Origin of the sequence: Streptomyces sp. NBC_00273 (genome assembly GCF_036178145.1) — a bacterium.
In the GTDB taxonomy this organism is placed as follows: domain Bacteria; phylum Actinomycetota; class Actinomycetes; order Streptomycetales; family Streptomycetaceae; genus Streptomyces.
In genome coordinates, this window is the sequence record NZ_CP108067.1 from 7514310 (window position 1) to 7537245 (window position 22936).

The following is a 22936-nucleotide window of genomic DNA, read 5'->3' on the forward strand; positions in this document are numbered from 1 at the left end:
TTCAGTGAGTGGGCTCGGAGGGGTGGCGGACCGTGCAGTCGGGTCCAGGAGCCATCAGGGCCTCGTGTCCGTCCTCGAAGCGGACCCGGTACGGGGGGGTTCCGTTCTCGCCCAGGACCTGGGTGATCTCGCCCACCTTGTCGTGCTGTCCGACGATCCTGCCGTGCTGCACCAGCTGGTCGCCCTCGGTCGCGCGCATAACTGACCTCCTCGGTGGCGGTCCGATCCGGTGTTTGCAGTTTAGGTCGTCCTGCGGCTATTTGACCCGTTGGGTCACCGCGATGCAGACCAGGACCGCGCAGGCAGCGGCCGGTGCGGCGGGGGAGAGGTGCTCGCCCAGCAGCGCCACCGACCAGACGAGGGTCAGTAGCGGCTGGGCGAGCTGGAGCTGGCTGGCCCGCGGCGCGCCGATCTCGGCCATGCCCCGGTACCAGACGTACAGGCCGAGGAAGGTGGAGCCGGCCGCGGCCCAGATCAGCCCGGCGAGCCCGTGGCCGCTGAGGTGCACCGGTTCGTACGCGAGCCCGACCGCGGAGCCGGCCAGGGTGAGCGGCAGGCACAGGACCAGCGCCCAGCCGATCACCTGCCAGCCGGGCAGCAGCCGGGCGAGGCGGCCGCCCTCGGTGTACCCGGCGGCGCACACCAGCAGGGCGCCGAACAGGTACGCGTCGCCCACCGAGAGGGCGCCGCCGCTCTGCGCGAGGGTGAAGGCGATCACGACCGCGGCCCCGGCGAGGGCCGCGGCCCAGAAGGTGCGCGAGGGACGGACTCCGGTGCGCAGCGCGGACAGCGCGGCGGTGGTGAGCGGCAGGAGGCCGACCACCACGGCGGCGTGCGAGGTCGTGGAGGTCGTCAGCGCGAGGGTGGTGAGCATCGGGAAGCCGACGACCACCCCGGCGGCGACGACGGCGAGCCCCGCCCAGTGCTCGCGGGCGGGCAGCGGGACCCGCCGGGCCAGCAGGAAGGCCCCGGCGATGGCGGCGGCGAGGACGCTGCGCAGCGCGACCAACGACCACGGGCCGAAGCTCTCCAGTCCCCAGGCGGTGGCGGGGAAGGTCAGCGAGAAGGCGACGACGCCGAGCAGGGCGAGGGCGGTACCCCGGCGCACCGGGTTCTTGACCGCTATCGTGGTCGGGAGAGTAGCGCTATTCTGTGCTGTCATGTATGAGCGTAGCAGTGTGGCGGAACTGGCCGAGTCCTTGCGTTCCGAACTCGACCGCTACTCGGTGGGTGGAAAGCTCCCGTCGAGCCGGGCCCTGGTCGAGCGCTACCGGGTCAGCCCGGTCACCGTCTCCCGGGCCCTCGCGCAGCTCGCCGCCGAGGGCCTCGTCGTCACCCGGCCCGGCGCAGGGGTCTTCCGCGCCGCACCGCGTACGGCGGCCCCCGCGCCCGGGGACACCTCCTGGCAGGAGGTCGCCCTGAGCGCCGAGGGGGCCGGGGACGTCGTCCCGCGTTCGGTGGACGCCTCCGGGGTGCTGGCCTGCCTGGCCGCACCGCCGCCGTCGGTGATCGCCCTCAACAGCGGATACCTGCACGCCTCCGTCCAGCCCGAGCGGGCCATGGCCGCCGCGCTCGCCCGGGCCGGGCGGCGCCCCGGAGCCTGGGACCGGCCGCCCATGGAGGGGCTGCCCGAGCTCCGCGACTGGTTCGCCCGCGAGATCGGCGGCGCGGTCGTCGCCGCCGACGTGCTGGTGACCGCGGGCGGGCAGAGCGCGCTGACCACCGCCCTGCGCGCGCTCGCCCCGCCCGGGGCGCCGATCCTGGTGGAGTCCCCGACCTACCCCGGGCTGCTGGCCATCGCCCGGGCCTCCGGCTGCCGGCCCGTGCCCGTCCCGGTGGACGCGGAGGGGGTCAGGCCGGAGCTGCTGGCCGCCGCCTTCGAAGCGACCGGCGCGCGGGTGTTCGTCTGCCAGCCCCTGTTCCAGAACCCGACCGGAGCGGTACTGGCTCCGGGGCGGCGGGCCGAAGTGCTGCGGATCGCGCGCGCCGCCGGGGCCTTCGTGGTCGAGGACGACTACGCCCGCGCCCTCGCCCACGACGACTGCGGGCCGCTGCCCGCGACCCTGGCCGCCGACGACCACGACGGGGTGGTCGTGCACGTCAGGTCCCTGACCAAGGCCACCTCGCCCAGCCTGCGGGTCGGCGCGCTGGCCGCCCGCGGTCCGGTGGTGGACCGGCTGCGCGCCGTCCAGGTCGTGGACTCCTTCTTCGTGCCACGGCCGCTCCAGGAGGCGGCACTGGAACTGGTCGGCGCGCCCGCCTGGCCGCGCCACCTGCGCGCGGTGGCCGCCGAGCTGCGCCACCGGCGGGACGTGCTCGCCGGCGCGTTGCGGCGGGAGCTACCCGGCCTGACCGTGCCCCATCTACCCTCGGGCGGCTACCAGCTGTGGGCCAGGATGACCGAGGGCGACGACGGGTCCTTCGCGGCCACGGCCCTGCGCGCCGGGGTGGCGGTGGCTCCCGGCCGCCCGTACTTCTGCGCGGAGCCGCCGGGTCCGCACGTCCGGCTGAGCTTCGCCGGGGTCTCGGGCCCCGGCGAACTGGTCGAGGCGGTCCATCGGCTGCGTACCGGCCTGGCGGACGGTCTCGGTCTCAACGCTTGACCTGCTGCGCCATGCGGATCACCATCGCCGCATGCATGTTCGGGTTTCGCTCGTCGCCGCAGCCCGTAGTTCCTCGCTGCTCGGCGAGCGCTTCGACGACGACCGCCCGCTGGACGGACCCGGCTGGCGGTCGGTGGAGTCCGCCGCGCAGGGCCTCGTACCCCTGGGCGCGGCCGAGTTGCGCTACTGCTCGCCGACCCCGCGCAGCCGCGCCACGGGCGAGGCCCTCGGGTACGCGCCCCTCGCCCAGCCCGCGCTGCGCGAGTGCGACATGGGCCGCTGGCGGGGGCTGACCCTGGCCGAAGTGACCGCCCACGAACCCGGGGCGGTGGAACTGTGGCTCAGCGACCCGTGGTCCGCACCGCACGGCGGCGAGTCCCTGCTCGCCTTCATCTCCCGCATCGGGGGCTGGCTCGACACCCGGCCGGCCGACGACGGGGGCGCGATCGTCGCGGTCGCGGAGCCCTCGGTGGTCCGGGCGGCCCTGGTGTACGCGCTGAAGGCGCCCCCGCTGACCTACTGGAACGTGGACGTCCGGCCGCTGTCCACGATGACCCTCACGGGCTGGTCCGGCGACTGGCACCTCTGCCTGCAGGCCCCGGCGTGAATCGGTCGGGGCGGTCGCCTAGCCTGCGGGAATGACCGAGATACACATCACCACGCTCGCCGAGCGGCCCGAACTGGCCGACCGGCTCGGGGACATGGACGACCCGTGGCCCGAGTTCGCTGCCCACGACGCCCTCGCCTGGCTGCTGTACCCGCGGATGACGTCCGAGCTGGCGGACTACGTCCTGGTCGCCACGGACGGGGACGCGGTGGTCGCCCGCGGCTACAGCGTGCCCTTCGCCCTGCACCTGGCCGGCCGCGACGGGGTGCTGCCCCTGCAGGGCTGGGACCGTGTGCTCATGTGGGCCTTCTCCGACCTGCGCCGCGGGGTGCGGCCCGACACGGTGAGCGCGATCGAGATCACCGTCGCCGGCGACCGGCAGGGCGAGGGGCTCTCGGGGCGCATGCTGGCCGCGATGCGGGACAACGCCCGGGCCCGCGGCTTCGCCGAGGTGGTCGCGCCGGTCCGGCCCAGCGGAAAGCCGGCCGAGCCGGACACTCCGATCCACGAGTACGCGTACCGGACCCGCGAGGACGGCCTCCCGTACGACCCGTGGCTGCGCGTCCACGTCCGCGCGGGCGGGGTCATCGACTCGGTCGCGCCGCTGTCGATGACGGTTACCGGCTCGCTCGTCCAGTGGCGCGAGTGGACCGGGCTGCCCTTCGACGCCGCCGGGCCCGTGCGCGTACCGGGCGCCCTGGTGCCCGTGCGGTGCGATCTGGAGCAGGGCTATGCGGTCTACGTGGAGCCGAACGTATGGGTCCGGCACCGCCTCCTCGACGGGGCGGCGTCCGTCCGGCCGTAGGGGTGTCCGGTGGCCCGGCCGAGCCGGGCCACGCCCGACGCTACCGGCGGAATCGCCGCCGCGGCCGGGCCTTTCCTGCTAGACATCTTCCTGGAGGCGCCGCGTGCCGGATCCTTCGGAGAGGCCCTCCCCCCTAGATCGAAGGCGTTGCATAAACGTGCGTAAGTACGTATAGTCATGCCATCGATGAGGAGGGTCCGATGGTGGTACGTGTAGCGGTGGCCGGAGCGAGCGGGTACGCGGGCGGAGAAGTCCTGCGCCTCCTGCTCTCGCACCCCGAGGTGGAGATCGGCGCCCTCACCGGCAACTCCAACGCCGGACAGCTCCTCGGCTCCCTGCAACCGCACCTCGTACCGCTCGCGGGACGCACCCTGGAGGCGACCACCCCCGAGGTCCTCGCCGGTCAGGGCCGTCGGCACGACGTGGTCTTCCTCGCCCTCCCGCACGGCCAGTCCGCCGCCGTCGCGGCCCAGCTCGGCGAGGACGTCCTCGTCGTCGACATGGGCGCCGACCACCGGCTCAAGGACTCCGCCGACTGGGACGCCTTCTACGGCGCCCCGCACGCCGGTACCTGGCCCTACGGGCTCCCCGAACTGCCCGGCGCCCGCGAGGCGCTGACGGGGACCAAGCGCATCGCGGTCCCCGGCTGCTTCCCCACCGCCGTCTCCCTCGCGCTCTTCCCCGCCTACCAGGGGAAGCTCGCCGAGCCGGAGGCCGTGATCGTCGCCGCCACCGGAACCTCCGGCGCGGGCAAGGCCCTCAAGCCGCACCTGCTCGGCGCCGAGGTGATGGGCTCGGTGACCCCGTACGGCGTGGGCGGCGGACACCGCCACACGCCCGAGATGGTGCAGAACCTGAGCCCGCTCGCGGGAGAGCGCGTCAGCGTCTCCTTCACACCGACCCTCGTGCCCATGGCGCGCGGCATCCTCGCCACGTGCTCGGCCAAGGCGCTCCCCGGAACCACCGCCGAATCGCTGCGCGCCGCGTACGAGAAGGCCTACGCCGACGAGCCCTTCGTCCACCTGCTGCCCGAGGGCCGGATGCCGTCCACCAAATCCGTCCACGGTTCCAACGCCGTCCACGTCCAGGTCGCCTACGACGAGTCCGCCCGGCGGATCATCGCCGTCAGCGCCATCGACAACCTGACCAAGGGCACCGCCGGTGGCGCGGTGCAGAGCATGAACATCGCCCTGGGACTCGATGAGGGCCTGGGTCTTTCGACGATCGGAGTCGCACCGTGAGCGTCACGGCAGCACAGGGATTCACGGCAGCCGGCATCGCCGCCGGGATCAAGGCCAACGGCAACCCCGACCTGGCCCTCGTGGTCAACAACGGGCCGAGTCTGGCCGCCGCGGGCGTCTTCACCTCCAACCGCGTCAAGGCCGCGCCCGTACACTGGTCCGAGCAGGTCCTGCGGGGCGCCGCCGTCAGCGCGGTCGTCCTGAACTCCGGCGGCGCCAACGCCTGCACCGGTCCCAAGGGCTTCCAGGACACCCACGCCACCGCGGAGAAGGCCGCCCAGGTGCTCGGCGGGGACTTCAACGCCGGCGAGATCGCGGTGGCCTCCACCGGCCTGATCGGCGTCCTGCTCCCCATGGACAAGCTGCTCCCCGGCATCGAGACGGCGGCCGCGGCCCTGTCCGCGCACGGCGGCGAGGCCGCCGCCATCGCCATCAAGACCACCGACACCGTGCACAAGACGGCCACCGTCTCGCAGGGAGGCTGGACCGTCGGCGGCATGGCCAAGGGAGCGGGCATGCTCGCCCCGGGCCTGGCCACCATGCTCGTCGTCATCACCACCGACGCCGACCTGGACAGCGCCACCCTGGACAAGGCGCTGCGCGCCGCCACCCGCACCACCTTCGACCGGGTCGACTCCGACGGCTGCATGTCCACCAACGACACGGTGCTGCTGCTCGCCTCCGGCGCCTCCGGCCGGGTGCCGGCGTACGAGGACTTCGCGGAGGCCGTGCGCAAGGTCTGCGACGACCTGGCCCGCCAGCTCATCGGCGACGCCGAGGGCGCCAGCAAGGACATCCGCATCGAGGTCATCGGTGCGCTCACCGAGGACGACGCGGTCGAGGTCGGCCGGTCCATCGCCCGGAACAACCTGCTCAAGTGCGCCATCCACGGCGAGGACCCGAACTGGGGCCGGGTGCTCTCCGCGATCGGCACCACCCGGGCCGCCTTCGACCCGGACCGCCTGAACGTCGCCATCAACGACGTCTGGGTCTGCCGCAACGGATCGGTCGGCGACGACCGCGACCTGGTCTCCATGAAGGGCCGCGAGGTCCGTATCACCGCCGACCTGTCGAACGGCAGCGAGTCCGCCGTGATCTGGGGCAACGACCTGACCGCCGAGTACGTCCACGAGAACAGCGCCTACTCCTCATGAGCGACGAGAAGGCCGGCCAGCCCGGCACCTCCGGCGGCACCGCCCGCAAGCACACCGCCCTGCCCAAGGCGCAGATCCTCATCGAGGCCCTGCCGTGGCTCACCCGCCACAACGGCAAGGTCGTCGTCATCAAGTTCGGCGGCAACGCCATGATCGACGAGGAGCTCAAGGCCGCCTTCGCCCAGGACGTGGTCTTCCTGCGCCAGGCCGGCCTGAAGCCGGTCGTCGTGCACGGCGGCGGCCCCCAGATCAATGCCCAGCTCGACAAGCAGGGCCTGGTCAGCGAGTTCAAGGCGGGGCTGCGCGTCACGACCCCGGAGGCCATGGACGTCGTACGGATGGTCTTGGCGGGCCACGTCCAGCGCGAGCTGGTCGGACTGCTCAACCAGCACGGGCCGCTGGCCGTCGGCATGACCGGCGAGGACGCCCGCACCATCATCGCGACCAAGCACAGCCCGCAGATCGGCGGCGAGTCCATCGACATCGGCCGGGTCGGGGAGATCACCTCCATCGACACCGGCGCCATCGAGGCCCTGCTGGCGGACGGCCGGATCCCGGTCATCTCCTCCATCGCGGGCAGCGCCGACGACCACCACGTCTACAACGTCAACGCCGACACGGCGGCCGCGGCGCTCGCCGCCGCGCTCGGCGCCGAGACGCTGATGGTGCTCACCGACGTCGAGGGCCTGTACGCGGACTGGCCGCACAGCGACGAGGTCATCAGCAAGCTCACCGTCAGCGAGCTGGAGAAGCTGCTGCCCGAGCTGTCCAGCGGCATGGTGCCCAAGATGGAGGGCTGCCTGCACGCCGTGCGCAACGGCGTCAACACCGCCCGCGTGCTCGACGGGCGGGTCCAGCACTCGATCCTGCTGGAGATCTTCACGGACTCCGGCATCGGCACGATGGTCGTGCCCGACCACCAGTCAGGGGGAACGGAATGACGAAGGGCACCGGAAACCAGGAGTACGGCGCTCGCTGGCAGGGGGCGCTGGCCAACAACTACGGCACCCCCGCGGTCGCGCTCGTACGCGGCGAGGGTGCCCAGGTCTGGGACGCCGACGGGAAGCAGTACACCGACTTCGTCGGCGGCATCGCGGTCAACGCCCTCGGGCACGCCCACCCGGCGATCGTGGCGGCCGTGACCGAGCAGATCTCCACGCTCGGCCACGTCTCCAACCTCTTCATCTCCGAGCCGGTCGTCGCCCTCGGCGAGCGGCTGCTCCAGCTCTTCGGCCGCCCCGGCAAGGTCTTCTTCTGCAACTCGGGCGCCGAGTCCATCGAGGCCGCCTTCAAGATCGGCCGGCTGACCGGGCGGACCCACATGGTCGCCACCGACGGCGGCTTCCACGGCCGGACCATGGGCGCCCTCGCGCTCACCGGCCAACCGAAGAAGCAGGAGCCCTTCCGGCCGCTGCCGGGCGACGTCACCCACGTCCCGTTCGGTGACGTGGAGGCCCTGCGGGCCGCCGTCACCGAGGAGACCGCGATCGTCGTCATCGAGCCCATCCAGGGCGAGAACGGCGTCGTCGTACCCCCCGCCGGATACCTGACGGCCGCCCGCGAGATCACCCGCGCCACCGGCACCCTGCTCGTCCTCGACGAGGTCCAGACGGGCATCGGCCGGTGCGGCCAGTGGTTCGAGCACCAGGCCCACGAGGACGTCGAGCCCGACATCGTCACCCTCGCCAAGGGGCTGGGCGGCGGTCTGCCCATCGGCGCGGCGGTCGCCTTCGGCCCCGTCGCCGACCTGCTCCAGCCGGGCCAGCACGGCACCACCTTCGGCGGGAACCCGGTCGCCTGCGCCGCCGGCCTCGCCGTCATCGATACGATCGCCACGGGCGGGCTGCTCGACCAGGTCAAGGCGCGCGGCGAGCGACTGCGCTCCGGGATCGAGGGGACGGGCCACGCCCTGGTCTCCCACGTCCGCGGCTCCGGCCTACTGCTGGGTATCGTGCTGACCGAGCCGCTCGCCGCCCGAGTGCAGCAGGCGGCTCAGGACGCCGGCTTCCTGGTCAACGCGCCCGCCCCCGACGTCGTACGGCTCATGCCCCCGTACGTACTCACCGAGGCCGAGGCGGACGCGTTCGTACGGGCCCTGCCCGGCATCCTTGACGCAGCAGGCGGGGACGGATCCGGAGAATGAGACGACGATGAGTCAGGCGCAGGACAACGAGCAAGGCGGCCAGGCCGTCCCGCAGACCCGCACCGCGCGTCACCGCCGGATCGTGGACATCCTCAACCGGCAGCCGGTCCGCTCCCAGAGCCAGCTGGCCAAGCTGCTCGCCGACGACGGACTGAGCGTCACCCAGGCGACGCTCTCGCGCGACCTCGACGAGCTGGGCGCGGTGAAGATCCGCAACACCGGCGGCGAGCTGATCTACGCGGTGCCCAGCGAGGGCGGCTTCCGCACCCCGCAGGCCCCGCTCGGCGAGTCCGCGAAGGAGGAGCGCATGCGGCGCCTCTCCGGGGAGCTGCTGATCTCGGCGGAGGCCTCCGCGAACCTCGTGGTCCTGCGCACCCCGCCGGGTGCGGCGCAGTTCCTCGCATCGGCGATCGACCAGGCCGAACTCCGCGCGATCCTCGGCACGATCGCGGGCGACGACACCCTGATGCTGATCAGCCGGGACCCGGCGGGCGGCCAGGCGCTGGCCGACCACCTGCTGCGGTTGGCGCAGAAGGAGGGCTGAGCGGGACGGGTCGGCGGGGAGGTCCGGGGCGCCGGAAATCCCCGTGCCGCGGCGGCGTTCGCCGACATAGCCTCGAGGCGTGCGCCAACTCGCCCTCGCCATACTGGTGTCCGCCGTGACCGCCGCTGTCTACGGGCCCATCGCCCTGCTGTGGTGGCGCCGCGCGCGGGTCCGCGGCCGGACGCTCCGGCTCGTCGCCGCCGTCGAGCTGGAGCCTTATCACATGGCTCTGTTGCGGCAGGAGACGACCGAGGCGGCCACCGCCGAACTCGTCCTCGCCGGGTACCTCCGGATCGACGAAGAGGGTGCCGCGTTCCTGACCGAGCAGGGCCGCGACCCGGCCCGGGCCCCCGCCCACCCGCTGCCCGCCGCCCTGTTGGACGCCGTACGCCGGCACGATCCCGAGCCCGTCTCGACCGGCTGGATCGACCGGAACGACGAGGAGTACCTGGAGCGCCGCAGCGCGTACCGGAGCGAACGGGAGCCCCTGCTGCCCGAGCTCCCGCGGATGCCCGACGGCCGGGAGAACGTGTTCCTGGCCTGCTGCACGTGTGTGGGCATCGCCCTGGTGATGTTGTTCTGGCTCCTCGCGAGCGCGCTGCTGGTGACCGGTCGCCCGCACGGTCTGCGGGAATGGGCCTGCGCCGTGGTGGCCGCCCTCGGTCTCTCGGCGCTGCTGCTGGCCGAGAAGGCCGGCAGGGTGGTCCGGGAGCGCACGGAGTGCGGCGACCCGCTGGGCGACCTGATCCGCGCCGAGCCGCACCCGGCCTTCGCAGCGCTGGACGAACGGCAGCGGTCCCACGTCCTGCGGAGCATCGAAGACCACGGCAGGTGGCGCGGCGCCGACCGGATCGTCGAAGAGGTCGACGACGAGGACGACGACGAAGACGAGGACGACGAGTGGCTGGACGACAAGGTCTGGTGGGAGGACGCGTACGAGTACCGGGCCGCCGACGAGGACGAGCCCGGGGGCTCGGGACGGCCTAGTAGCGGGTGACGGCGAGCGGCCCCTCCTCCGTACCGATCGCGATGTGCGGACGGCGGCGCGGGTCCGCCCAGCGCAGGATCGCCCGCATGGCGTGCTCGGGCACGGACACGCAACCGGCCGTCGCGCCCTTGCCGTTGACGTGCAGGAAGATCCCGGCTCCCCGGCCGCGTACGGGCCGGTCGTAGTTGAAGGCGATCACCAGCGCGTGCGCGTACTGCTTCTCGTACGTCACCAGGTGCTCGGCCTCGCCCGGCGCGCAGTCCGCGGGCAGCGGCTCGACCCAGCGGTTGTAGTGGGCGGACGCGTTGTCCTGGCACCACCAGGAGTCGCGGCTCACCCGCCGGTAGACGTGGTCCGTGCCGGCCGGTGCCCGCCGGATCCCGAAGGCGTAGGGGAGTGCGAAGAGCCCCGTGGGCGTGGTGCTGGTGCCCTGGGTCCGGGTCGCCCCGTCGGTGAGGCCGTTCGCGCCGAAGCGGGCGGGCGCGCTCCCGGACCGGTGCCAGCGCCCCGCCCACCGCTCCCACCAGATCACCCGGCCGGTGGTCGAACCGGGCGCGGGCGCGACGGCGGTGATCAGCTGACTGCCGCCGCCGGTGTCGGCGAGACGGTCGGGCAGGGACACGGGGTCCTGCGGGAGCAGGGTCGTGACGATCAGTGAGGCGGTGACTACAGCGGTACGCAGCACACGTCAGACGGTACGGGGCGGAAGGGGCAGCGGCAGCGCAGGCAGGCCGTCGAGGCTCGATCCGATGAACTCCTTCTTCTCGCAGTAGGCGGCGAACTCCTCGTCCGTCTTGCGGCCGAAGTACTCCGCGTGCAGGGTCCGCTCGCCCTGGTACTCCATCAGGGGGACGGCGTACCCGCAGACGTCGGCGATCCGGCGGGCGTGGACCAGGATGACCGCCCGCGCCGACGGCCCGTCGGCCTCGCCGAACAGGGCGATCAATTCGCCCCAGCGGGGATCGTCGCGGAAGACGGCCTCGCCCTCGCCGTGGATGCGCACGATGTTGGGCGGCCCGGAGAACGCGCACCACATCAGGGTGATCCGGCCGTTCTCCCGGACGTGGGCGATGGTCTCGGCGCCGCTGCCCCCGAAGTCCAGGTACGCCAGGGTCTGTTCGTCGATGACGACGAGGGTTCCGGCGCGGCCCTTGGGGGAGAGGTTGACGTGACCGTCACCCGCGAGCGGGGCGGTCGCGGTGAAGAAGACCGGCTGGGCCTCGATGAACGCGCGCAGTCGGCCGTCTATTCGTTCGTGGAGCTTTCCCATGTGCCCATTATCGGGTCGGCGGGGCCGCGCGGTCGGGCCGGGGCGCTCCGGCGAGTTCCAACCGGTCGAAGAGCGGGGCCAGTTGGTGGATGTCGAAGAGGTGCGCGGACCGCTCCAGCAGAGCGCCCAGATCGGCGGGATCCGCCCACCGGGCCTGCAGGGAGCCCAGCCAGTTCCATTCGCGTACGGTGCCCTCGGCCAGCTCGCGCAGACCCGGATCCCGTACGTCCAGCAGGGTGACGGCGGCCCGCAGCGAGGCGATGCCGCCTTGGCCCCGCAGCAGGTGGAAGGCGGCCCGGCGGGTGTGCGTCGGACGCTCGGGGGCGACCCGCGCCATCAGCCAGTCGGGGGGCAGCGGCCCCGCGGTGGCGCGCAGGCCGCGGGAGACCTCGCGGGCCACCGCCGGCGAGGGGTCGTCGAGCAGGGACCGCAGCAGTCGCTCGTCGTCCGCGTCCAGCAGGCGCAGCCCGGCGACGGCGGCGGCCCGCACCGGGCCGCCGGGGTGCCCCAGTAGGGCGCGGAGCAGCGGCCCGTCCTCGCGGCGGGCGCATTCGGCGAAGCCGCTCACCGCGTACGGAGTCACCCGGGCCGGGTCCGTGACCAGTTCGCGGTAGTGGGCGTACGGGTCGCCGCCGTCCTGGCGGACCAGCCAGCGGGCGCAGGCCCGGACCAGCCCGGAGCGGTCGGTCAGGTACGCCCCGGCCTCGGCGGCCCGTCCGGCCCCGCGCAGCGCGGTGACCCCGCAGGCGCGGACCATCGGGATGTGGGCGCCGAGCAGGAGGTCGACGGCCCGGTCGTCCGGCCCGTCGGCGGCCAGCGCGGCGAGCGCGGCGTCCGCCCACATCCGGGCGGTCGGCGGGTCCAGTTCCACGGCGGCCAGCCGGGCGAGCTCCCGTACGCCGAACTCGCCGCTCTCCAGCGAGAGCCGCGCGGCGAACCGCCGGGTCGGCAGGTCCGCGCTCTGGCGCAGCTCGGCCCGCAGCGACTCGCCGCGCAGTGCCGCGGGGAGCAGTGCGGCGGCCCAGGCGCCGTGCTCGCGGCGGCCCAGCCGCAGCAGGAGCGGGGTCAGGCGGCGCACCGTGCCCGCGGGGTCGGCGTCCAGCACGGCGCGCAGCACGCGCCGGGCCTGCTCCCGTACGGCCGGAACCCAGTCGGTGCAGCGGATCGCGACGAGTTCGAGCACCGGATCCGGCGCCCGGAGCGCGCCTTCGCGGACGTACCCGTCGGGATGGCACAGCGCCACGACGTCGTCGCCGGTGCAGGAGGTCTCGTACCGGTAGCGGTGGATGTCGCGTACCGCCTGGTCGAAGGCGATCCACGTGTCGGCCACGCCCTCGGGGAGCGGCACCGGCGTGTGGCCGGGGTGCCCGCCGTCCATCAGTCGCTCCGCGCTCGCCCGCCCCGCCCGTAGGGCCCGTTCCCGTCTGGCGCTCATGCGGCCTCCCCCGTTGTTCTCACCGCCGAGGTTAGGCAATCGGACCGCCGGTGCGCCTCCGATATTTGCGCTGGTCAGGTGGCGCGGCGCGGCTCGATTGACGAAACATACGGAGTAGTGCATAGTTATGCCTGTCGTTGAATGCACCGTAAGGAGAAACCCGTGACCGAGCGCGTCGTACTCGCCTACTCGGGCGGCCTGGACACCTCCGTCGCCATCGGCTGGATCGCCGAGGAGACGGGCGCCGAGGTCATCGCCGTTGCCGTGGACGTCGGCCAGGGCGGCGAGGACCTGGACGTCATCCGCAAGCGCGCGCTCGACTGCGGTGCGGTCGAGGCCGAGGTCGCCGACGCCTCCGACGAGTTCGCCAATGAGTACTGCCTCCCGGCGATCAAGGCGAACGCCCTCTACATGGACCGGTACCCGCTGGTCTCGGCGCTCTCCCGGCCGGCCATCGTCAAGCACCTGGTCGCCGCCGCGAAGAAGCACGGCGCCACGACCGTCGCCCACGGCTGCACCGGCAAGGGCAACGACCAGGTCCGCTTCGAGGCGGGCATCGTCGCCCTCGCCCCGGACCTCAAGTGCATCGCCCCGGTCCGTGACTACGCGATGACCCGGGACAAGGCGATCGCCTTCTGCGAGGAGAAGCAGCTCCCGATCGCGACCACCAAGAAGTCCCCGTACTCCATCGACCAGAACGTCTTCGGACGCGCCGTCGAGACGGGCTTCCTGGAGGACATCTGGAACGCTCCGATCGAGGACATCTACGAGTACACCTCGAACCCGGCCCTGCCGCGCGAGGCCGACGAGGTCGTCATCTCCTTCAAGGAGGGCGTCCCGGTCGCCATCGACGGCAAGCCCGTCACCGTCCTGCAGGCCATCCAGCAGCTCAACGACCGCGCCGGAGCCCAGGGCATCGGCCGGATCGACATCGTCGAGGACCGCCTCGTGGGCATCAAGTCCCGTGAGGTGTACGAGGCCCCGGGCGCGATCGCGCTGATCACGGCCCACCAGGAGCTGGAGAACGTCACCGTCGAGCGCGAGCTGGCCCGCTACAAGCGGCAGGTCGAGCAGCGCTGGGGCGAGATGGTCTACGACGGCCTGTGGTTCTCCCCGCTCAAGCGGGCCCTGGACGGCTTCATCAACGAGGCCAACCAGCACGTCACCGGTGACATCCGGATGACCCTGCACGGCGGCCGCGCCGTGGTCACCGGCCGGAAGTCGGACGAGTCGCTGTACGACTTCAACCTCGCGACCTACGACTCGGGCGACACCTTCGACCAGTCCAAGGCCCAGGGCTTCATCGAGATCTTCGGTCTCTCCTCGAAGATCGCGGCCCGCCGCGACCTCGCCTGACCGACCAGTAGTCCGTACCGCCTCCCCGTTACCTCCGCGGCGGGGAGGCGGTTGCACATCCGGAGCCTTCGGGCCCCGGAGCCTTACCAGCAGTCAAAGCCATGCAGTCTTGAGGAGCAGTAGCTGTGAGCAGCAACAAGGGTGACGTCCGGCTCTGGGGCGGCCGGTTCGCCGACGGTCCTTCGGAGGCGCTGGCCCTGCTGTCGGCGTCGGTCCACTTCGACTGGCGCCTCGCGCCGTACGACATCGCGGGATCCCGCGCCCACGCCCGCGTGCTCCACAAGGCCGGCCTGCTCACGACCGAAGAGCTCGACCGCATGATCGCCGGACTCGACCAGCTCGAAGCCGACGTGGCCGACGGCTCCTTCACCGGCACCATCGCCGACGAGGACGTGCACACGGCCCTGGAGCGCGGTCTGCTGGAGCGGCTCGGCGCCGAGCTCGGCGGCAAGCTGCGCGCCGGCCGGTCCCGCAACGACCAGGTGGCCACCCTCTTCCGGATGTACCTGCGCGACCACGGCCGGATCATCGGCGGTCTGATCGCGGACCTCCAGGACGCGCTGGTCGGCCTCGCCGAGACGCACCACGACGTGGCCATGCCGGGCCGGACCCACCTCCAGCACGCTCAGCCGGTGCTCTTCGCCCATCACGTCCTGGCCCACGTGCAGTCCCTGTCCCGGGATGCGGAGCGGCTGCGCCAATGGGACACCCGCACCGCGGTCTCCCCGTACGGCTCGGGCGCCCTGGCCGGTTCCTCGCTGGGGCTGGACCCGGAGCAGGTCGCCGCCGACCTGGGCTTCGAGCGGGGCTCGGTCGGCAATTCGATCGACGGCACGGCCTCGCGCGACTTCGTCGCCGAGTTCGCCTTCATCACCGCGATGATCGGGATCAACCTGTCCCGGATCGCGGAGGAGATCATCATCTGGAACACGAAGGAGTTCTCCTTCGTGACGCTGCACGACGCCTTCTCGACCGGGTCGTCGATCATGCCGCAGAAGAAGAACCCGGACATCGCGGAGCTGGCGCGCGGCAAGTCGGGCCGTCTCATCGGCAACCTGACGGGCCTGCTCGCGACGCTCAAGGCGTTGCCCCTGGCGTACAACCGGGACCTCCAGGAGGACAAGGAGCCCGTCTTCGACTCCTGCGACACCCTTGAGGTCCTGCTGCCGGCCTTCACCGGCATGATGGCGACCCTCACGGTCAACCGGGAGCGGATGGAGGAGCTGGCTCCGGCGGGCTTCTCGCTCGCCACCGACATCGCCGAGTGGCTGGTCAAGCAGGGCGTGCCGTTCCGGGTGGCCCACGAGGTGGCCGGCGAGTGCGTCAAGGTCTGCGAGGGCGAGGGCATCGAGCTGGACCAGCTGACGGACGAGCAGTTCGTGAAGATCTCGGAGCACCTGACTCCCGAGGTCCGCACCGTCCTGAACGTCAAGGGTGCCCTGGCCTCGCGCAGCGGCCGCGGCGGCACCGCCCCGTCGGCGGTCGCCACCCAGCTCACCGAGCTGAAGGCCGACCTGGTCATCCAGCACGCCTGGGCGGCCCACAAGCAGTAGGCGCCCCCACTGCGTCCGCCGCCCTGCGGCCCGCACGCCCGTAGGACCCGGACCCGGGTCCGGGCCTGTACGTCCGCACGCGGCGGAATGCCCGGAGGGGCGGCAGGAGCCCTGTGCTCCCGCCGCCCCTCCGGCGCTTGCCGCGGACGCCCGGCTCCCCGACCGGCCGCTGCCCGGCCTCGGGGAAGCCGCCCGTTCGCCGCCGTGCGTCACGCCGCCCAGTCCGCCAGGGTGTCGAAGTCCGCGCGGACCAGTCCGATCCGCTCGTCGATGCGCATCAGCAGGGTCTGCGCCGGGTGGCGCTGGTCGACGTACTCGCGGTCCATCGCCGTGATGTCGTCGTCGATCCAGGCGAAGGGTCGCTCGCCCGCGTATTCGAGGACGTACTGGGTCTTCCAGAACGTGCCGCGCGGTGCCCGGCCGTGCATCACCGGCCAGTCGATGAAGGGGAGTCTGGGCAGTCCCAGGTGCGGGCCTATCCAGTCGTTGGCCTCGTCCTTCCACGTGGTGGCCCAGACGAGCTCGTAGGCGTCCGCGAGGGCGAGCAGCTCCGTTCCGTGGTCGTGATTGAGCCAGACCCGCAGCGGCTTGGCCTGCTCCGCCTCCGTCCAGCCCGTCGGACGCATCCGGTGGGTGCGGTAGCCCTCGGGGCGGCGCTGGGCCTTGGCCGCGTAGGGGTTCAGCGGCCCGTCGACGTCGATCAGCAGCAGTGGCTTCATTGCGGCAGGATTCCGTTCCGGCTGCCCCTCGGCAGCTCATTTTTCCACCGAATGAGACATGGACGTCTCATTCGGGGTATGCTTGTCTCATGGCCATGGATCGTGACCAGGTGCTCCGCGATGCGGCCGCCCTGCTTTCCCGCAAGTCGACCGCCACGATGGACGAGGTCGCCCGCGCCGCCGGGATCGGGCGCGCGACCCTCCACCGGCACTTCGCCGGACGCGACGCCCTCGTACGGGCCCTCGAAGAACTCGGCATCCGGGAGTTCGAGGTGGCGTTCGACAACGCCCGCCTCGACGAGGGCACGGCGCCGGAGGCGATCGGACGCCTCGTCGCCGAGTCCGAGCCCAACGCCCAGCTGTTGGCCTTCCTGGTCACCGAGAACCAGCTGTTCGAGGGCGACGAGGTCAACGAGGGATGGGCCCGGCTCGACGCCCGCGTCAGCGCGCTCTTCCGGCGCGGCCAGGAAGAGGGCGACATCCGGATCGACCTGAGCCCCGCATGGCTCACCGAGGCGCTCTACGCCCTCGTCGGCGCCTGCGCCTGGGCCGTGATGGACGGCCGGGTCGCCGCCAAGGACTTCCAATACATGATCATCGAGCTGTTGCTCGGTGGCGCCAAGCGGAGTGTGGAGAAATGAGCAGCATCCAGCAGCTGAACAGCCCGACCGGGACGGAGACCAGGAGCCGCGGCCGCTGGCTCGCCCTGGGCGTGCTGGTGCTCGCCGTGCTGCTGGTCGCCGTCGACGCGACCGTACTCGGCCTCGCCACCCCCGCACTCTCCGAGGACCTCAAGCCGTCCGGCACCCAGCTGCTGTGGATAGGCGACATCTACTCCTTCGTCATCGCCGGACTCCTGGTCTCCATGGGCAGCCTCGGTGACCGCATCGGCCGCAAGAAGCTGCTGCTCACCGGCGCCGCCGCGTTCGGTGCCGTGTCCGTGCTCAACGCCTACGCGACCAGCCCCGAGATGATGATCGTCGCCCGGGCCCTGCTGGGCGTCGCCGGCGCGACCCTGATGCCGTCCACCCTCGCGCTGATCCGCAACATCTTCCACGACCCCAAGGAGCGCAGCCTCGCGATCGGCATCTGGGGCGCCACCGCCTCGGCCGGCGCGGCCGTCGGCCCGGTCGTCGGCGGAGCCCTGCTCCAGCACTTCTGGTGGGGCTCGGTCTTCCTGATCAACCTCCCCGTGATGATCGCCCTGGTCGTCGTCGGAATCAAGCTGCTTCCCGAATCCAAGAACCCGGTCGCCGGCCCCTGGGACCTCGTCAGCGTCGGCCTCTCCCTCGTCGGCGTGATCAGCGTGGTCTACGCCGTCAAGGAAGTCGCCACCCACGGCGTGACCTGGGAGGTCGCGGCCACCGCGGCACTCGGTGCGGGCGCCCTGTACGCCTTCGTACGCCGCCAGTTCGGTCTGTCGTCCCCGCTGCTCGACATGCGGCTCTTCAAGCACCGCGGCTTCTCCGGCGCGGTCCTCGCCGACCTGCTCACCGTTTTCGGCCTCTCCGGACTGGTCTTCTTCCTCTCCCAGTTCCTGCAGCTCGTCCAGGGCCGCGACCCGCTGGAGGCGGGCCTCGCCGAACTGCCCGCCGCCATCGGCGCGGTGGTCACCGGCCTGATCGCGGGCCGGTACGCCCGCCGGTACTCGGTGCGGACCATCGTGGCCGGTGGCCTCGGCGCCATCGGCCTGGCCCTCGCCGTGCTCACCTTGATCCACAAGGAGAGCGGCTACCCGCTGCTCGGCGCGGCCCTGCTCGTCGTCGGCCTCGGCGCCGGATTCTCCTTCACCGTCACCGCCGACGTGATCCTCTCCAGCGTGCCCAAGGAGCAGGCCGGCTCGGCGTCCGCCGTCTCCGAGACGGCGTACGAACTCGGCGCCGCCCTCGGCATCGCCCTGCTCGGCTCCATCGTCACCGGCGTCTACCAGAGCTTCACCGCCCCGGCCTCGGTCGCGGGCCCGGTCGCCGATGCCGCGCACGAGTCCCTCGGCGGGGCCGTCGAGGCAGCCAAGGCGCTCGACCCGCACACCGCCGAGGTGATGGTGGGCGCGGCCCAGGACGCCTTCGTGGACGGGCTGCGGCTCGCCTCCGGCGTCGGTGCGGCCGTGCTGCTGGCCACCGCCGCGGCCGCCTGGTTCCTGCTCAAGGGCCAGCGGCTCCAGGACGGCGTCGAGCACTGACCTTCCGGCGCTTCCGGGCAAGGGATGGTGTTCCGGCCGGAGTTGACAGTTCGTAGAACTGCGGGACACCATCCCGGCGATGGAGATCAACGATCTGACCCCGGCGGAACGCCGCGTCTGGGAAGCCTTCCCGCGCGGCGACGGGGTCGACTTCCGCGCCGCCCCCGAGGACAGCTCCGTCGACGGAGCCGACTGGGGCCCCGACCGCACCCTGCGCGCCGAGGTACTGCGGGCCATCCTGCTGGGCGCCTGCCCCGCCGTGCAGGGCCGGGTCCCCGGCCTCAAGGTCAAGGGCGCGAAGATCGTGGGCAAGCTCGACATGCGCTACGCCGTCATCGACCACCCCATCCGGCTGCGCGACTGCTGGTTCGAGCGCAAGCCCCTGATGTACGGGGCCCAGCTGCGGGCCCTGGTCCTCGGCTACTCCACGCTGCCCGGCCTGACCGCTTCCACGCTGCGCGTCGACGTGGTCCTGCGCCTGTCCCACTGCCGGATCGCCGGCCCCGTGCGGCTGCAGGGCTCCAAGATAGCCGGGGGCCTCTTCCTCCAGGGCGCCGTGATCGGCCCCACGGCCGGCGAAGAGGCGGACGAGCCCCCGCTCCAGCTCAACCACATCGAGGTCGACACCGACATCATCGCGAACGACCTGACCGTGCACGGACAGCTACGCCTCAACGGGGCCACCGTCGGCGGCCAGATCCAGCTCGACCGCGCCCGGCTGCTCGCCCCCGGCGGGATCGCCCTGCACGCCGAGAACCTGACCGTCGGCACCGACCTGCGCGCGCACCGGATGCAGGCCCGCGGCATGGTCAACCTCACCGGCTCCCGGATACCGGGCCAGGCCAACCTCACCCGCGCCGACCTCGCCAACCCGGACGGGACCGCCCTGCGCGCGTCCAGCTGCTCCATAGGCGAGCTGTGGCTGCGCCGCTGCGACCGGGTCCGGGGCGACGTGAACCTGCGCCGCTCCACCGTCGACCTGCTCCACGTCGACCCGGAGGCCTGGCCCGAGCGGATCGCCATCGACGGCCTGACCTACCGCACCCTCGCCCCGCACCTCCCCGCCGAGCAGCGGCTGCCCGCCCTGGAGCGGGAGGAGTCCGGGTACCTCACGTACGCCTACGAACAGCTCGCGGCGGCCTACCGTACGGCGGGCGACGAGGCGGCCGCCCGGACCGTCCAGCTCGCGAAGCTGCGCAGGCACCGCCACACCCTGCCCCGGGCCGCCCGGGCGTGGGGACTGCTCCAGGACGCCACCGTCGGCTACGGCTTCCGGCCGCTGCGCGCGGCGGGCTGGCTGGTGGCCTTACTGATGACCGGGTCGATCGCGTACGGGATCGACCCGCCGCGCGCCCTGAAGGCGGGGGAGGCGCCGGACTTCAACGCGGTCTTCTACACGATCGACCTGATGGTGCCGATCGTCAGTTTCGGCCAGGAGGGAGCCTTCGCGCCGGGCGGCTGGCACCAGTGGCTGTCGTACCTGCTGATCGTGACCGGATGGATCCTCGCCACCACCACGGCGGCGGGCGTCAGCCGGTCACTCCAGCGTCAGTAGGAAGGGCGGGTGGGGGAGGGGCTACGCGGCCTTCGCCTTGGTGGCGTACATGTCGACGTACTCCTGGCCCGAGAGGCGCATGACCTCGGCCATCACCGAGTCGGTGACGGCGCGCAGCACGTAGCGGTCGCGGTCCATGCCCTCGTAGCGGGAGAACTCCATCGGCTCGCCGAAGCGGACGGTGACCCGACCCGGGCGCGGCATGCCGGCGCCGCCCGGCTGGAGCTTGTCGGTGCCGATCATCGCGAACGGCACCACGGGGGCGCCGGTCATCAGGGTGAGGCGGGCGATGCCGGTGCGGCCGCGGTAGAGACGGCCGTCGGGGGAGCGGGTGCCCTCGGGGTAGATGCCGAAGATCTTGCCCTCCTCGAGGATCCGGCGACCGGTCATCAGGGCCGCCACGCCGCCGTTCGCCCCGTCACGGTCGACGGGGATCATGCCGGAGCCGGTGAAGAACCAGGCCATGGCGCGGCCCTTGATCCCCTTGCCGGTCACGTACTCGTCCTTGCCGATGAAGTGGACCGTACGGTCGCACACCAGCGGCAGGATCATGGAGTCGATGAAGGTGAGGTGGTTGCCCGCCAGAATCACCGGCCCGGTCCCGGGGATGTTCTCGATGCCCTCCACGCGGGTGCGGAACATCATGCGCATGACCGGTCCGACAGTGGCTTTGATGAGCTTCGTACGGAACAACGTGGGCCCTCCGGCATCGAAAAGCGGTTCGCGCACCCACCACACGGAGGTAGCGCAGGTGAGGACGATACTCGCGGGTCTGCTCCGAGCGCACATCGGGTTCACGTGTCGGATACGCAGTGTTGACGCGCGTTTCCGCCAAGTTCCCCGGATGTGCCGTCGTCGCACGCCCTTCGGTCACCCCTGCTTGCCTACCATCGGCACGCCGATCGCGGGCCGCGACACGGCGATCACGAAGAGGAGTGGCACTCATGACACAGGGTGGGGCAGCGCGGCGCACGGTCCTGGGGGCGGCCGTCCTGGCGGCGGGGACCGGGATCACGGGACTCGCGGCGGGTTCCGCGGCGGCTGCCGCGGACGACGGGTACGGGTCCGGGTCCGGCGACGGCCGCGGAAACGGTGACGGGGGCTACCGGGACCTTCCCCACCCGACGGTCATCGGCCATCGCGGAGCCAGCGGGTACCGTCCGGAGCACACGATCGGTTCCTACCAGCTCGCCCTCGACCTGGGCGCCGACGTCATCGAGCAGGACCTGGTCCCGACCCGCGACGGCCATCTGGTGTGCCGCCACGAGAACGAGATCGGCGGGACCACCGACGTCGCCGAGCACCCCGAGTTCGCCTCCCGGCGCACCACCAAGTCCGTCGACGGGGTCGCCGTCACCGGCTGGTTCACCGAGGACTTCACCCTGGCCGAGCTGAAGACCCTGCGCGCGAAGGAACGCATCCCCGCCGTCCGCCAGCGCAACACGCTCTACGACGGCCAGTGGGCCGTCCCCACCTTCGAAGAGGTGCTCCGCTGGGCCGACCGCGAGGGCAAGCGGCGCGGCAGGCGGGTGTGGCTGCACGTCGAGACCAAGCACCCCAGCTACTTCCGGAGCCTGGGCCTCGGCCTGGAGGAGCCCCTCGCCAAGCTCCTGCGCCGCTACGGGCGCGACGGGCGCAGCGCCGCCCTCTTCCTCCAGTCCTTCGAGCCCTCCAGCATCCAGCGGCTCTCCCGGCTGGTCTCCGCGCCCCGCGTGGTCCTGCTCTCCGCGGCCGGCACCCGCCCCTGGGACTTCGAACTGGCCGGGGACCCGCGGACGGTTGCCGACCTGGTCAAGCCCGAGGGCCTGAAGTGGATCGCCGGCTTCGCCCAGGGAATCGGCCCGACCATGGACCTGATCCTCCCGCGCGACGCGGCCGGAAAGCTCGGCGCTCCGACCACCCTGGTGGCGGACGCCCACGCCCGCGGGTTGTTGCTGCACCCCTACACCGCGCGCAACGAGAACAGCTTCCTGCCCGCCGAATACCGCAAGGGGACCGACCCCACCGCGTACGGGGACGCCTTCGGCGCCTTCCGGACCTACTTCGAGCAGGGCATCGACGGGATCTTCACCGACAACCCGGACACCGGGCTGCTCGCGGCGGAGGCCTTCCGCCCCGGCCGACGCCCCGTCAACCGCTGAGCGCCGCTTCCCGTACGAGTGGGCCGGGACCGGCGGGGAAACCGTCCGGCCCGGCCCGCTCGTCCCGCCCGGCATGGACCTGCTGAAGGCTGACTACGTCGACAAGCTCGGCCCGCTGCTCTCCGCCGAGGCGGCCGCGGAGGCCCCGGGCACCGGAGTGGACGCGGCCGACCTGGAACAAGCCGTCTGGGTCAGGCTGCTGGAGAGCGGCCGGCACGCCCCCGATCCGGCCGAACCCGCGGAGCCGGCGCGGTGGCTGCGCCGGGCGGTCCGGGCGGAGGCCCGCCTCGCCCGGCGCCGGGCGAGGCGGGAGATCCCCTACGGACACCGCCAGCACCCGGTGGACGGGAACGCACCCGCCGCCGCGGCCCCCGCGGCCGAGCCCGAGGACGCCCTCCTGCACGGCGAGGAGAACCGCGCACTCCGATCGGCGGTCGCCCGGTTGCCCGGACGCTGTCCCGAGCTGATGAAGGCACTTCTTTCGCCCAGAGACCTCACTTACCGTGAAATCGCAGGAGAGTTGGGTATCTCACAAGGAAGTTTAGGGCCCGTCCGTTCCCGTTGCCTGGGATGTCTGCGCAGAATGCTGGCTGCAGAGGTTGCGGCTCCTGGCCTGCGGGGAAAGGAGCGGTAGACCAAC

Annotated in this window: 23 protein-coding genes; 16 read left to right on the forward strand and 7 right to left on the reverse strand. The window is 72.3% G+C overall.

The window, feature by feature from the left end:
• Nucleotide 1 precedes the first annotated feature (1 nt).
• Nucleotides 2-199 carry a DUF1918 domain-containing protein gene (locus tag OG386_RS33565; RefSeq protein ID WP_266598499.1) on the reverse strand — a complete coding sequence of 66 codons (198 nt, stop codon included), beginning with the start codon at nucleotides 197-199 and terminating at the stop codon, nucleotides 2-4.
• Between the two features lie 57 nt (nucleotides 200-256).
• Nucleotides 257-1162 carry a DMT family transporter gene (locus tag OG386_RS33570; RefSeq protein WP_328791178.1) on the reverse strand — a complete coding sequence of 302 codons (906 nt, stop codon included), beginning with the start codon at nucleotides 1160-1162 and terminating at the stop codon, nucleotides 257-259.
• Here OG386_RS33570 and OG386_RS33575 point away from each other — a divergent pair.
• From OG386_RS33575 to OG386_RS33615, 9 genes are all read left to right on the forward strand, one after another.
• Nucleotides 1161-2603: an aminotransferase-like domain-containing protein gene (locus OG386_RS33575; RefSeq protein ID WP_328791179.1), complete on the forward strand. Its 1443-nt coding sequence runs from the start codon at nucleotides 1161-1163 to the stop codon at nucleotides 2601-2603. The two genes, OG386_RS33570 and OG386_RS33575, sit on opposite strands and share 2 nt — an antisense overlap.
• 31 nt (nucleotides 2604-2634) lie before the next feature.
• Nucleotides 2635-3210: a histidine phosphatase family protein gene (locus tag OG386_RS33580; RefSeq protein WP_328791180.1), complete on the forward strand. Its 576-nt coding sequence runs from the start codon at nucleotides 2635-2637 to the stop codon at nucleotides 3208-3210.
• Nucleotides 3211-3241: 31 nt separating this feature from the next.
• The gene (locus tag OG386_RS33585; protein WP_328791181.1) at nucleotides 3242-4015 is read left to right on the forward strand and encodes an N-acetyltransferase; all 774 of its coding nucleotides are present in this window, start codon (nucleotides 3242-3244) and stop codon (nucleotides 4013-4015) included.
• A gap of 200 nt (nucleotides 4016-4215) precedes the next feature.
• Nucleotides 4216-5256: an N-acetyl-gamma-glutamyl-phosphate reductase gene (gene argC, locus OG386_RS33590; RefSeq protein WP_328791182.1), complete on the forward strand. Its 1041-nt coding sequence runs from the start codon at nucleotides 4216-4218 to the stop codon at nucleotides 5254-5256.
• Nucleotides 5253-6410, forward strand: coding sequence for a bifunctional glutamate N-acetyltransferase/amino-acid acetyltransferase ArgJ (gene argJ / locus OG386_RS33595; RefSeq protein ID WP_328791183.1), 1158 nt, complete (start codon nucleotides 5253-5255; stop codon nucleotides 6408-6410). Before argC ends, argJ begins: the two co-directional genes overlap by 4 nt.
• Nucleotides 6407-7351: an acetylglutamate kinase gene (gene argB, locus OG386_RS33600; protein ID WP_328791184.1), complete on the forward strand. Its 945-nt coding sequence runs from the start codon at nucleotides 6407-6409 to the stop codon at nucleotides 7349-7351. Before argJ ends, argB begins: the two co-directional genes overlap by 4 nt.
• Nucleotides 7348-8553 (forward strand): acetylornithine transaminase, encoded by a 1206-nt coding sequence (locus OG386_RS33605; protein WP_328791185.1) that lies wholly within the window; start codon nucleotides 7348-7350, stop codon nucleotides 8551-8553. Before argB ends, OG386_RS33605 begins: the two co-directional genes overlap by 4 nt.
• 7 nt (nucleotides 8554-8560) lie before the next feature.
• The gene (locus OG386_RS33610; RefSeq protein ID WP_030765547.1) at nucleotides 8561-9097 is read left to right on the forward strand and encodes an arginine repressor; all 537 of its coding nucleotides are present in this window, start codon (nucleotides 8561-8563) and stop codon (nucleotides 9095-9097) included.
• 79 nt (nucleotides 9098-9176) lie between these two features.
• Entirely contained in the window at nucleotides 9177-10094 is a 918-nt protein-coding gene (locus OG386_RS33615) for a hypothetical protein (RefSeq protein ID WP_328791186.1), read from the forward strand.
• Here OG386_RS33615 and OG386_RS33620 read toward each other — a convergent pair.
• Genes OG386_RS33620 through OG386_RS33630 form a run of 3 tightly spaced genes read right to left on the reverse strand, consistent with a single transcriptional unit; the run spans nucleotide 10081 to nucleotide 12790 of the window.
• Nucleotides 10081-10767, reverse strand: coding sequence for a L,D-transpeptidase family protein (locus tag OG386_RS33620; protein ID WP_405790663.1), 687 nt, complete (start codon nucleotides 10765-10767; stop codon nucleotides 10081-10083). The genes OG386_RS33615 and OG386_RS33620 overlap by 14 nt on opposite strands.
• A 6-nt stretch (nucleotides 10768-10773) precedes the next feature.
• The gene (locus OG386_RS33625; RefSeq protein ID WP_328791187.1) at nucleotides 10774-11355 is read right to left on the reverse strand and encodes a pyridoxamine 5'-phosphate oxidase family protein; all 582 of its coding nucleotides are present in this window, start codon (nucleotides 11353-11355) and stop codon (nucleotides 10774-10776) included.
• Nucleotides 11356-11362: 7 nt separating this feature from the next.
• Entirely contained in the window at nucleotides 11363-12790 is a 1428-nt protein-coding gene (locus tag OG386_RS33630; RefSeq protein WP_328791188.1) for a HEAT repeat domain-containing protein, read from the reverse strand.
• A gap of 162 nt (nucleotides 12791-12952) precedes the next feature.
• On the opposite strand from OG386_RS33630, the gene OG386_RS33635 reads away from it, so the two are divergent.
• The gene (locus tag OG386_RS33635) at nucleotides 12953-14146 is read left to right on the forward strand and encodes an argininosuccinate synthase (RefSeq protein ID WP_030009472.1); all 1194 of its coding nucleotides are present in this window, start codon (nucleotides 12953-12955) and stop codon (nucleotides 14144-14146) included.
• 125 nt (nucleotides 14147-14271) lie between these two features.
• Nucleotides 14272-15699: an argininosuccinate lyase gene (gene argH / locus OG386_RS33640; RefSeq protein WP_328791189.1), complete on the forward strand. Its 1428-nt coding sequence runs from the start codon at nucleotides 14272-14274 to the stop codon at nucleotides 15697-15699.
• A 209-nt stretch (nucleotides 15700-15908) separates the two neighbouring features.
• Here argH and OG386_RS33645 read toward each other — a convergent pair whose 3' ends face one another.
• Nucleotides 15909-16418 (reverse strand): HAD domain-containing protein, encoded by a 510-nt coding sequence (locus OG386_RS33645; protein WP_328791190.1) that lies wholly within the window; start codon nucleotides 16416-16418, stop codon nucleotides 15909-15911.
• Between the two features lie 89 nt (nucleotides 16419-16507).
• Here OG386_RS33645 and OG386_RS33650 point away from each other — a divergent pair, with 89 nt between their 5' ends.
• From OG386_RS33650 to OG386_RS33660, 3 genes are all read left to right on the forward strand, one after another.
• Nucleotides 16508-17059, forward strand: coding sequence for a TetR/AcrR family transcriptional regulator (locus tag OG386_RS33650; protein WP_328791191.1), 552 nt, complete (start codon nucleotides 16508-16510; stop codon nucleotides 17057-17059).
• Nucleotides 17056-18600, forward strand: coding sequence for an MFS transporter (locus OG386_RS33655; protein WP_328791192.1), 1545 nt, complete (start codon nucleotides 17056-17058; stop codon nucleotides 18598-18600). Before OG386_RS33650 ends, OG386_RS33655 begins: the two co-directional genes overlap by 4 nt.
• A 79-nt stretch (nucleotides 18601-18679) precedes the next feature.
• Nucleotides 18680-20155: a membrane-associated oxidoreductase gene (locus tag OG386_RS33660; RefSeq protein ID WP_328791193.1), complete on the forward strand. Its 1476-nt coding sequence runs from the start codon at nucleotides 18680-18682 to the stop codon at nucleotides 20153-20155.
• Nucleotides 20156-20176: 21 nt separating this feature from the next.
• On the opposite strand, the gene OG386_RS33665 is transcribed toward OG386_RS33660, so the two are convergent.
• A complete protein-coding gene (locus tag OG386_RS33665) occupies nucleotides 20177-20806 on the reverse strand; it encodes a lysophospholipid acyltransferase family protein (protein ID WP_327285580.1) in 630 nt (209 codons plus the stop codon).
• Between the two features lie 293 nt (nucleotides 20807-21099).
• On the opposite strand from OG386_RS33665, the gene OG386_RS33670 reads away from it, so the two are divergent.
• Nucleotides 21100-22296 (forward strand): glycerophosphodiester phosphodiesterase, encoded by a 1197-nt coding sequence (locus OG386_RS33670; RefSeq protein WP_328791195.1) that lies wholly within the window; start codon nucleotides 21100-21102, stop codon nucleotides 22294-22296.
• Nucleotides 22297-22369: 73 nt separating this feature from the next.
• Complete coding sequence (locus OG386_RS33675) at nucleotides 22370-22930, forward strand: sigma-70 family RNA polymerase sigma factor (protein ID WP_328791196.1); 561 nt, start codon at nucleotides 22370-22372, stop codon at nucleotides 22928-22930.
• The last annotated feature ends 6 nt before the right edge of the window (nucleotides 22931-22936 follow it).

What these genes read in the sequence shown, in the direction of transcription:
- argC (WP_328791182.1), top strand. Translation starts at nt 4,216, where the DNA reads ATGGTGGTACGTGTAGCGGTGGCCGGAGCGAGCGGGTACGCGGGCGGA.
- OG386_RS33675 (WP_328791196.1), top strand. Translation starts at nt 22,370, where the DNA reads ATGGACCTGCTGAAGGCTGACTACGTCGACAAGCTCGGCCCGCTGCTC.
- OG386_RS33580 (WP_328791180.1), top strand. Translation starts at nt 2,635, where the DNA reads ATGCATGTTCGGGTTTCGCTCGTCGCCGCAGCCCGTAGTTCCTCGCTG.
- OG386_RS33660 (WP_328791193.1), top strand. Translation starts at nt 18,680, where the DNA reads ATGGAGATCAACGATCTGACCCCGGCGGAACGCCGCGTCTGGGAAGCC.
- OG386_RS33570 (WP_328791178.1), bottom strand. Translation starts at nt 1,162, where the DNA reads ATGACAGCACAGAATAGCGCTACTCTCCCGACCACGATAGCGGTCAAG.
- OG386_RS33610 (WP_030765547.1), top strand. Translation starts at nt 8,561, where the DNA reads ATGAGTCAGGCGCAGGACAACGAGCAAGGCGGCCAGGCCGTCCCGCAG.
- OG386_RS33630 (WP_328791188.1), bottom strand. Translation starts at nt 12,790, where the DNA reads ATGAGCGCCAGACGGGAACGGGCCCTACGGGCGGGGCGGGCGAGCGCG.
- OG386_RS33670 (WP_328791195.1), top strand. Translation starts at nt 21,100, where the DNA reads ATGACACAGGGTGGGGCAGCGCGGCGCACGGTCCTGGGGGCGGCCGTC.
- OG386_RS33625 (WP_328791187.1), bottom strand. Translation starts at nt 11,355, where the DNA reads ATGGGAAAGCTCCACGAACGAATAGACGGCCGACTGCGCGCGTTCATC.
- OG386_RS33650 (WP_328791191.1), top strand. Translation starts at nt 16,508, where the DNA reads ATGGCCATGGATCGTGACCAGGTGCTCCGCGATGCGGCCGCCCTGCTT.
- OG386_RS33645 (WP_328791190.1), bottom strand. Translation starts at nt 16,418, where the DNA reads ATGAAGCCACTGCTGCTGATCGACGTCGACGGGCCGCTGAACCCCTAC.
- argB (WP_328791184.1), top strand. Translation starts at nt 6,407, where the DNA reads ATGAGCGACGAGAAGGCCGGCCAGCCCGGCACCTCCGGCGGCACCGCC.
- OG386_RS33605 (WP_328791185.1), top strand. Translation starts at nt 7,348, where the DNA reads ATGACGAAGGGCACCGGAAACCAGGAGTACGGCGCTCGCTGGCAGGGG.
- OG386_RS33585 (WP_328791181.1), top strand. Translation starts at nt 3,242, where the DNA reads ATGACCGAGATACACATCACCACGCTCGCCGAGCGGCCCGAACTGGCC.
- OG386_RS33665 (WP_327285580.1), bottom strand. Translation starts at nt 20,806, where the DNA reads ATGCGCATGATGTTCCGCACCCGCGTGGAGGGCATCGAGAACATCCCC.
- OG386_RS33575 (WP_328791179.1), top strand. Translation starts at nt 1,161, where the DNA reads ATGTATGAGCGTAGCAGTGTGGCGGAACTGGCCGAGTCCTTGCGTTCC.
- OG386_RS33655 (WP_328791192.1), top strand. Translation starts at nt 17,056, where the DNA reads ATGAGCAGCATCCAGCAGCTGAACAGCCCGACCGGGACGGAGACCAGG.
- OG386_RS33565 (WP_266598499.1), bottom strand. Translation starts at nt 199, where the DNA reads ATGCGCGCGACCGAGGGCGACCAGCTGGTGCAGCACGGCAGGATCGTC.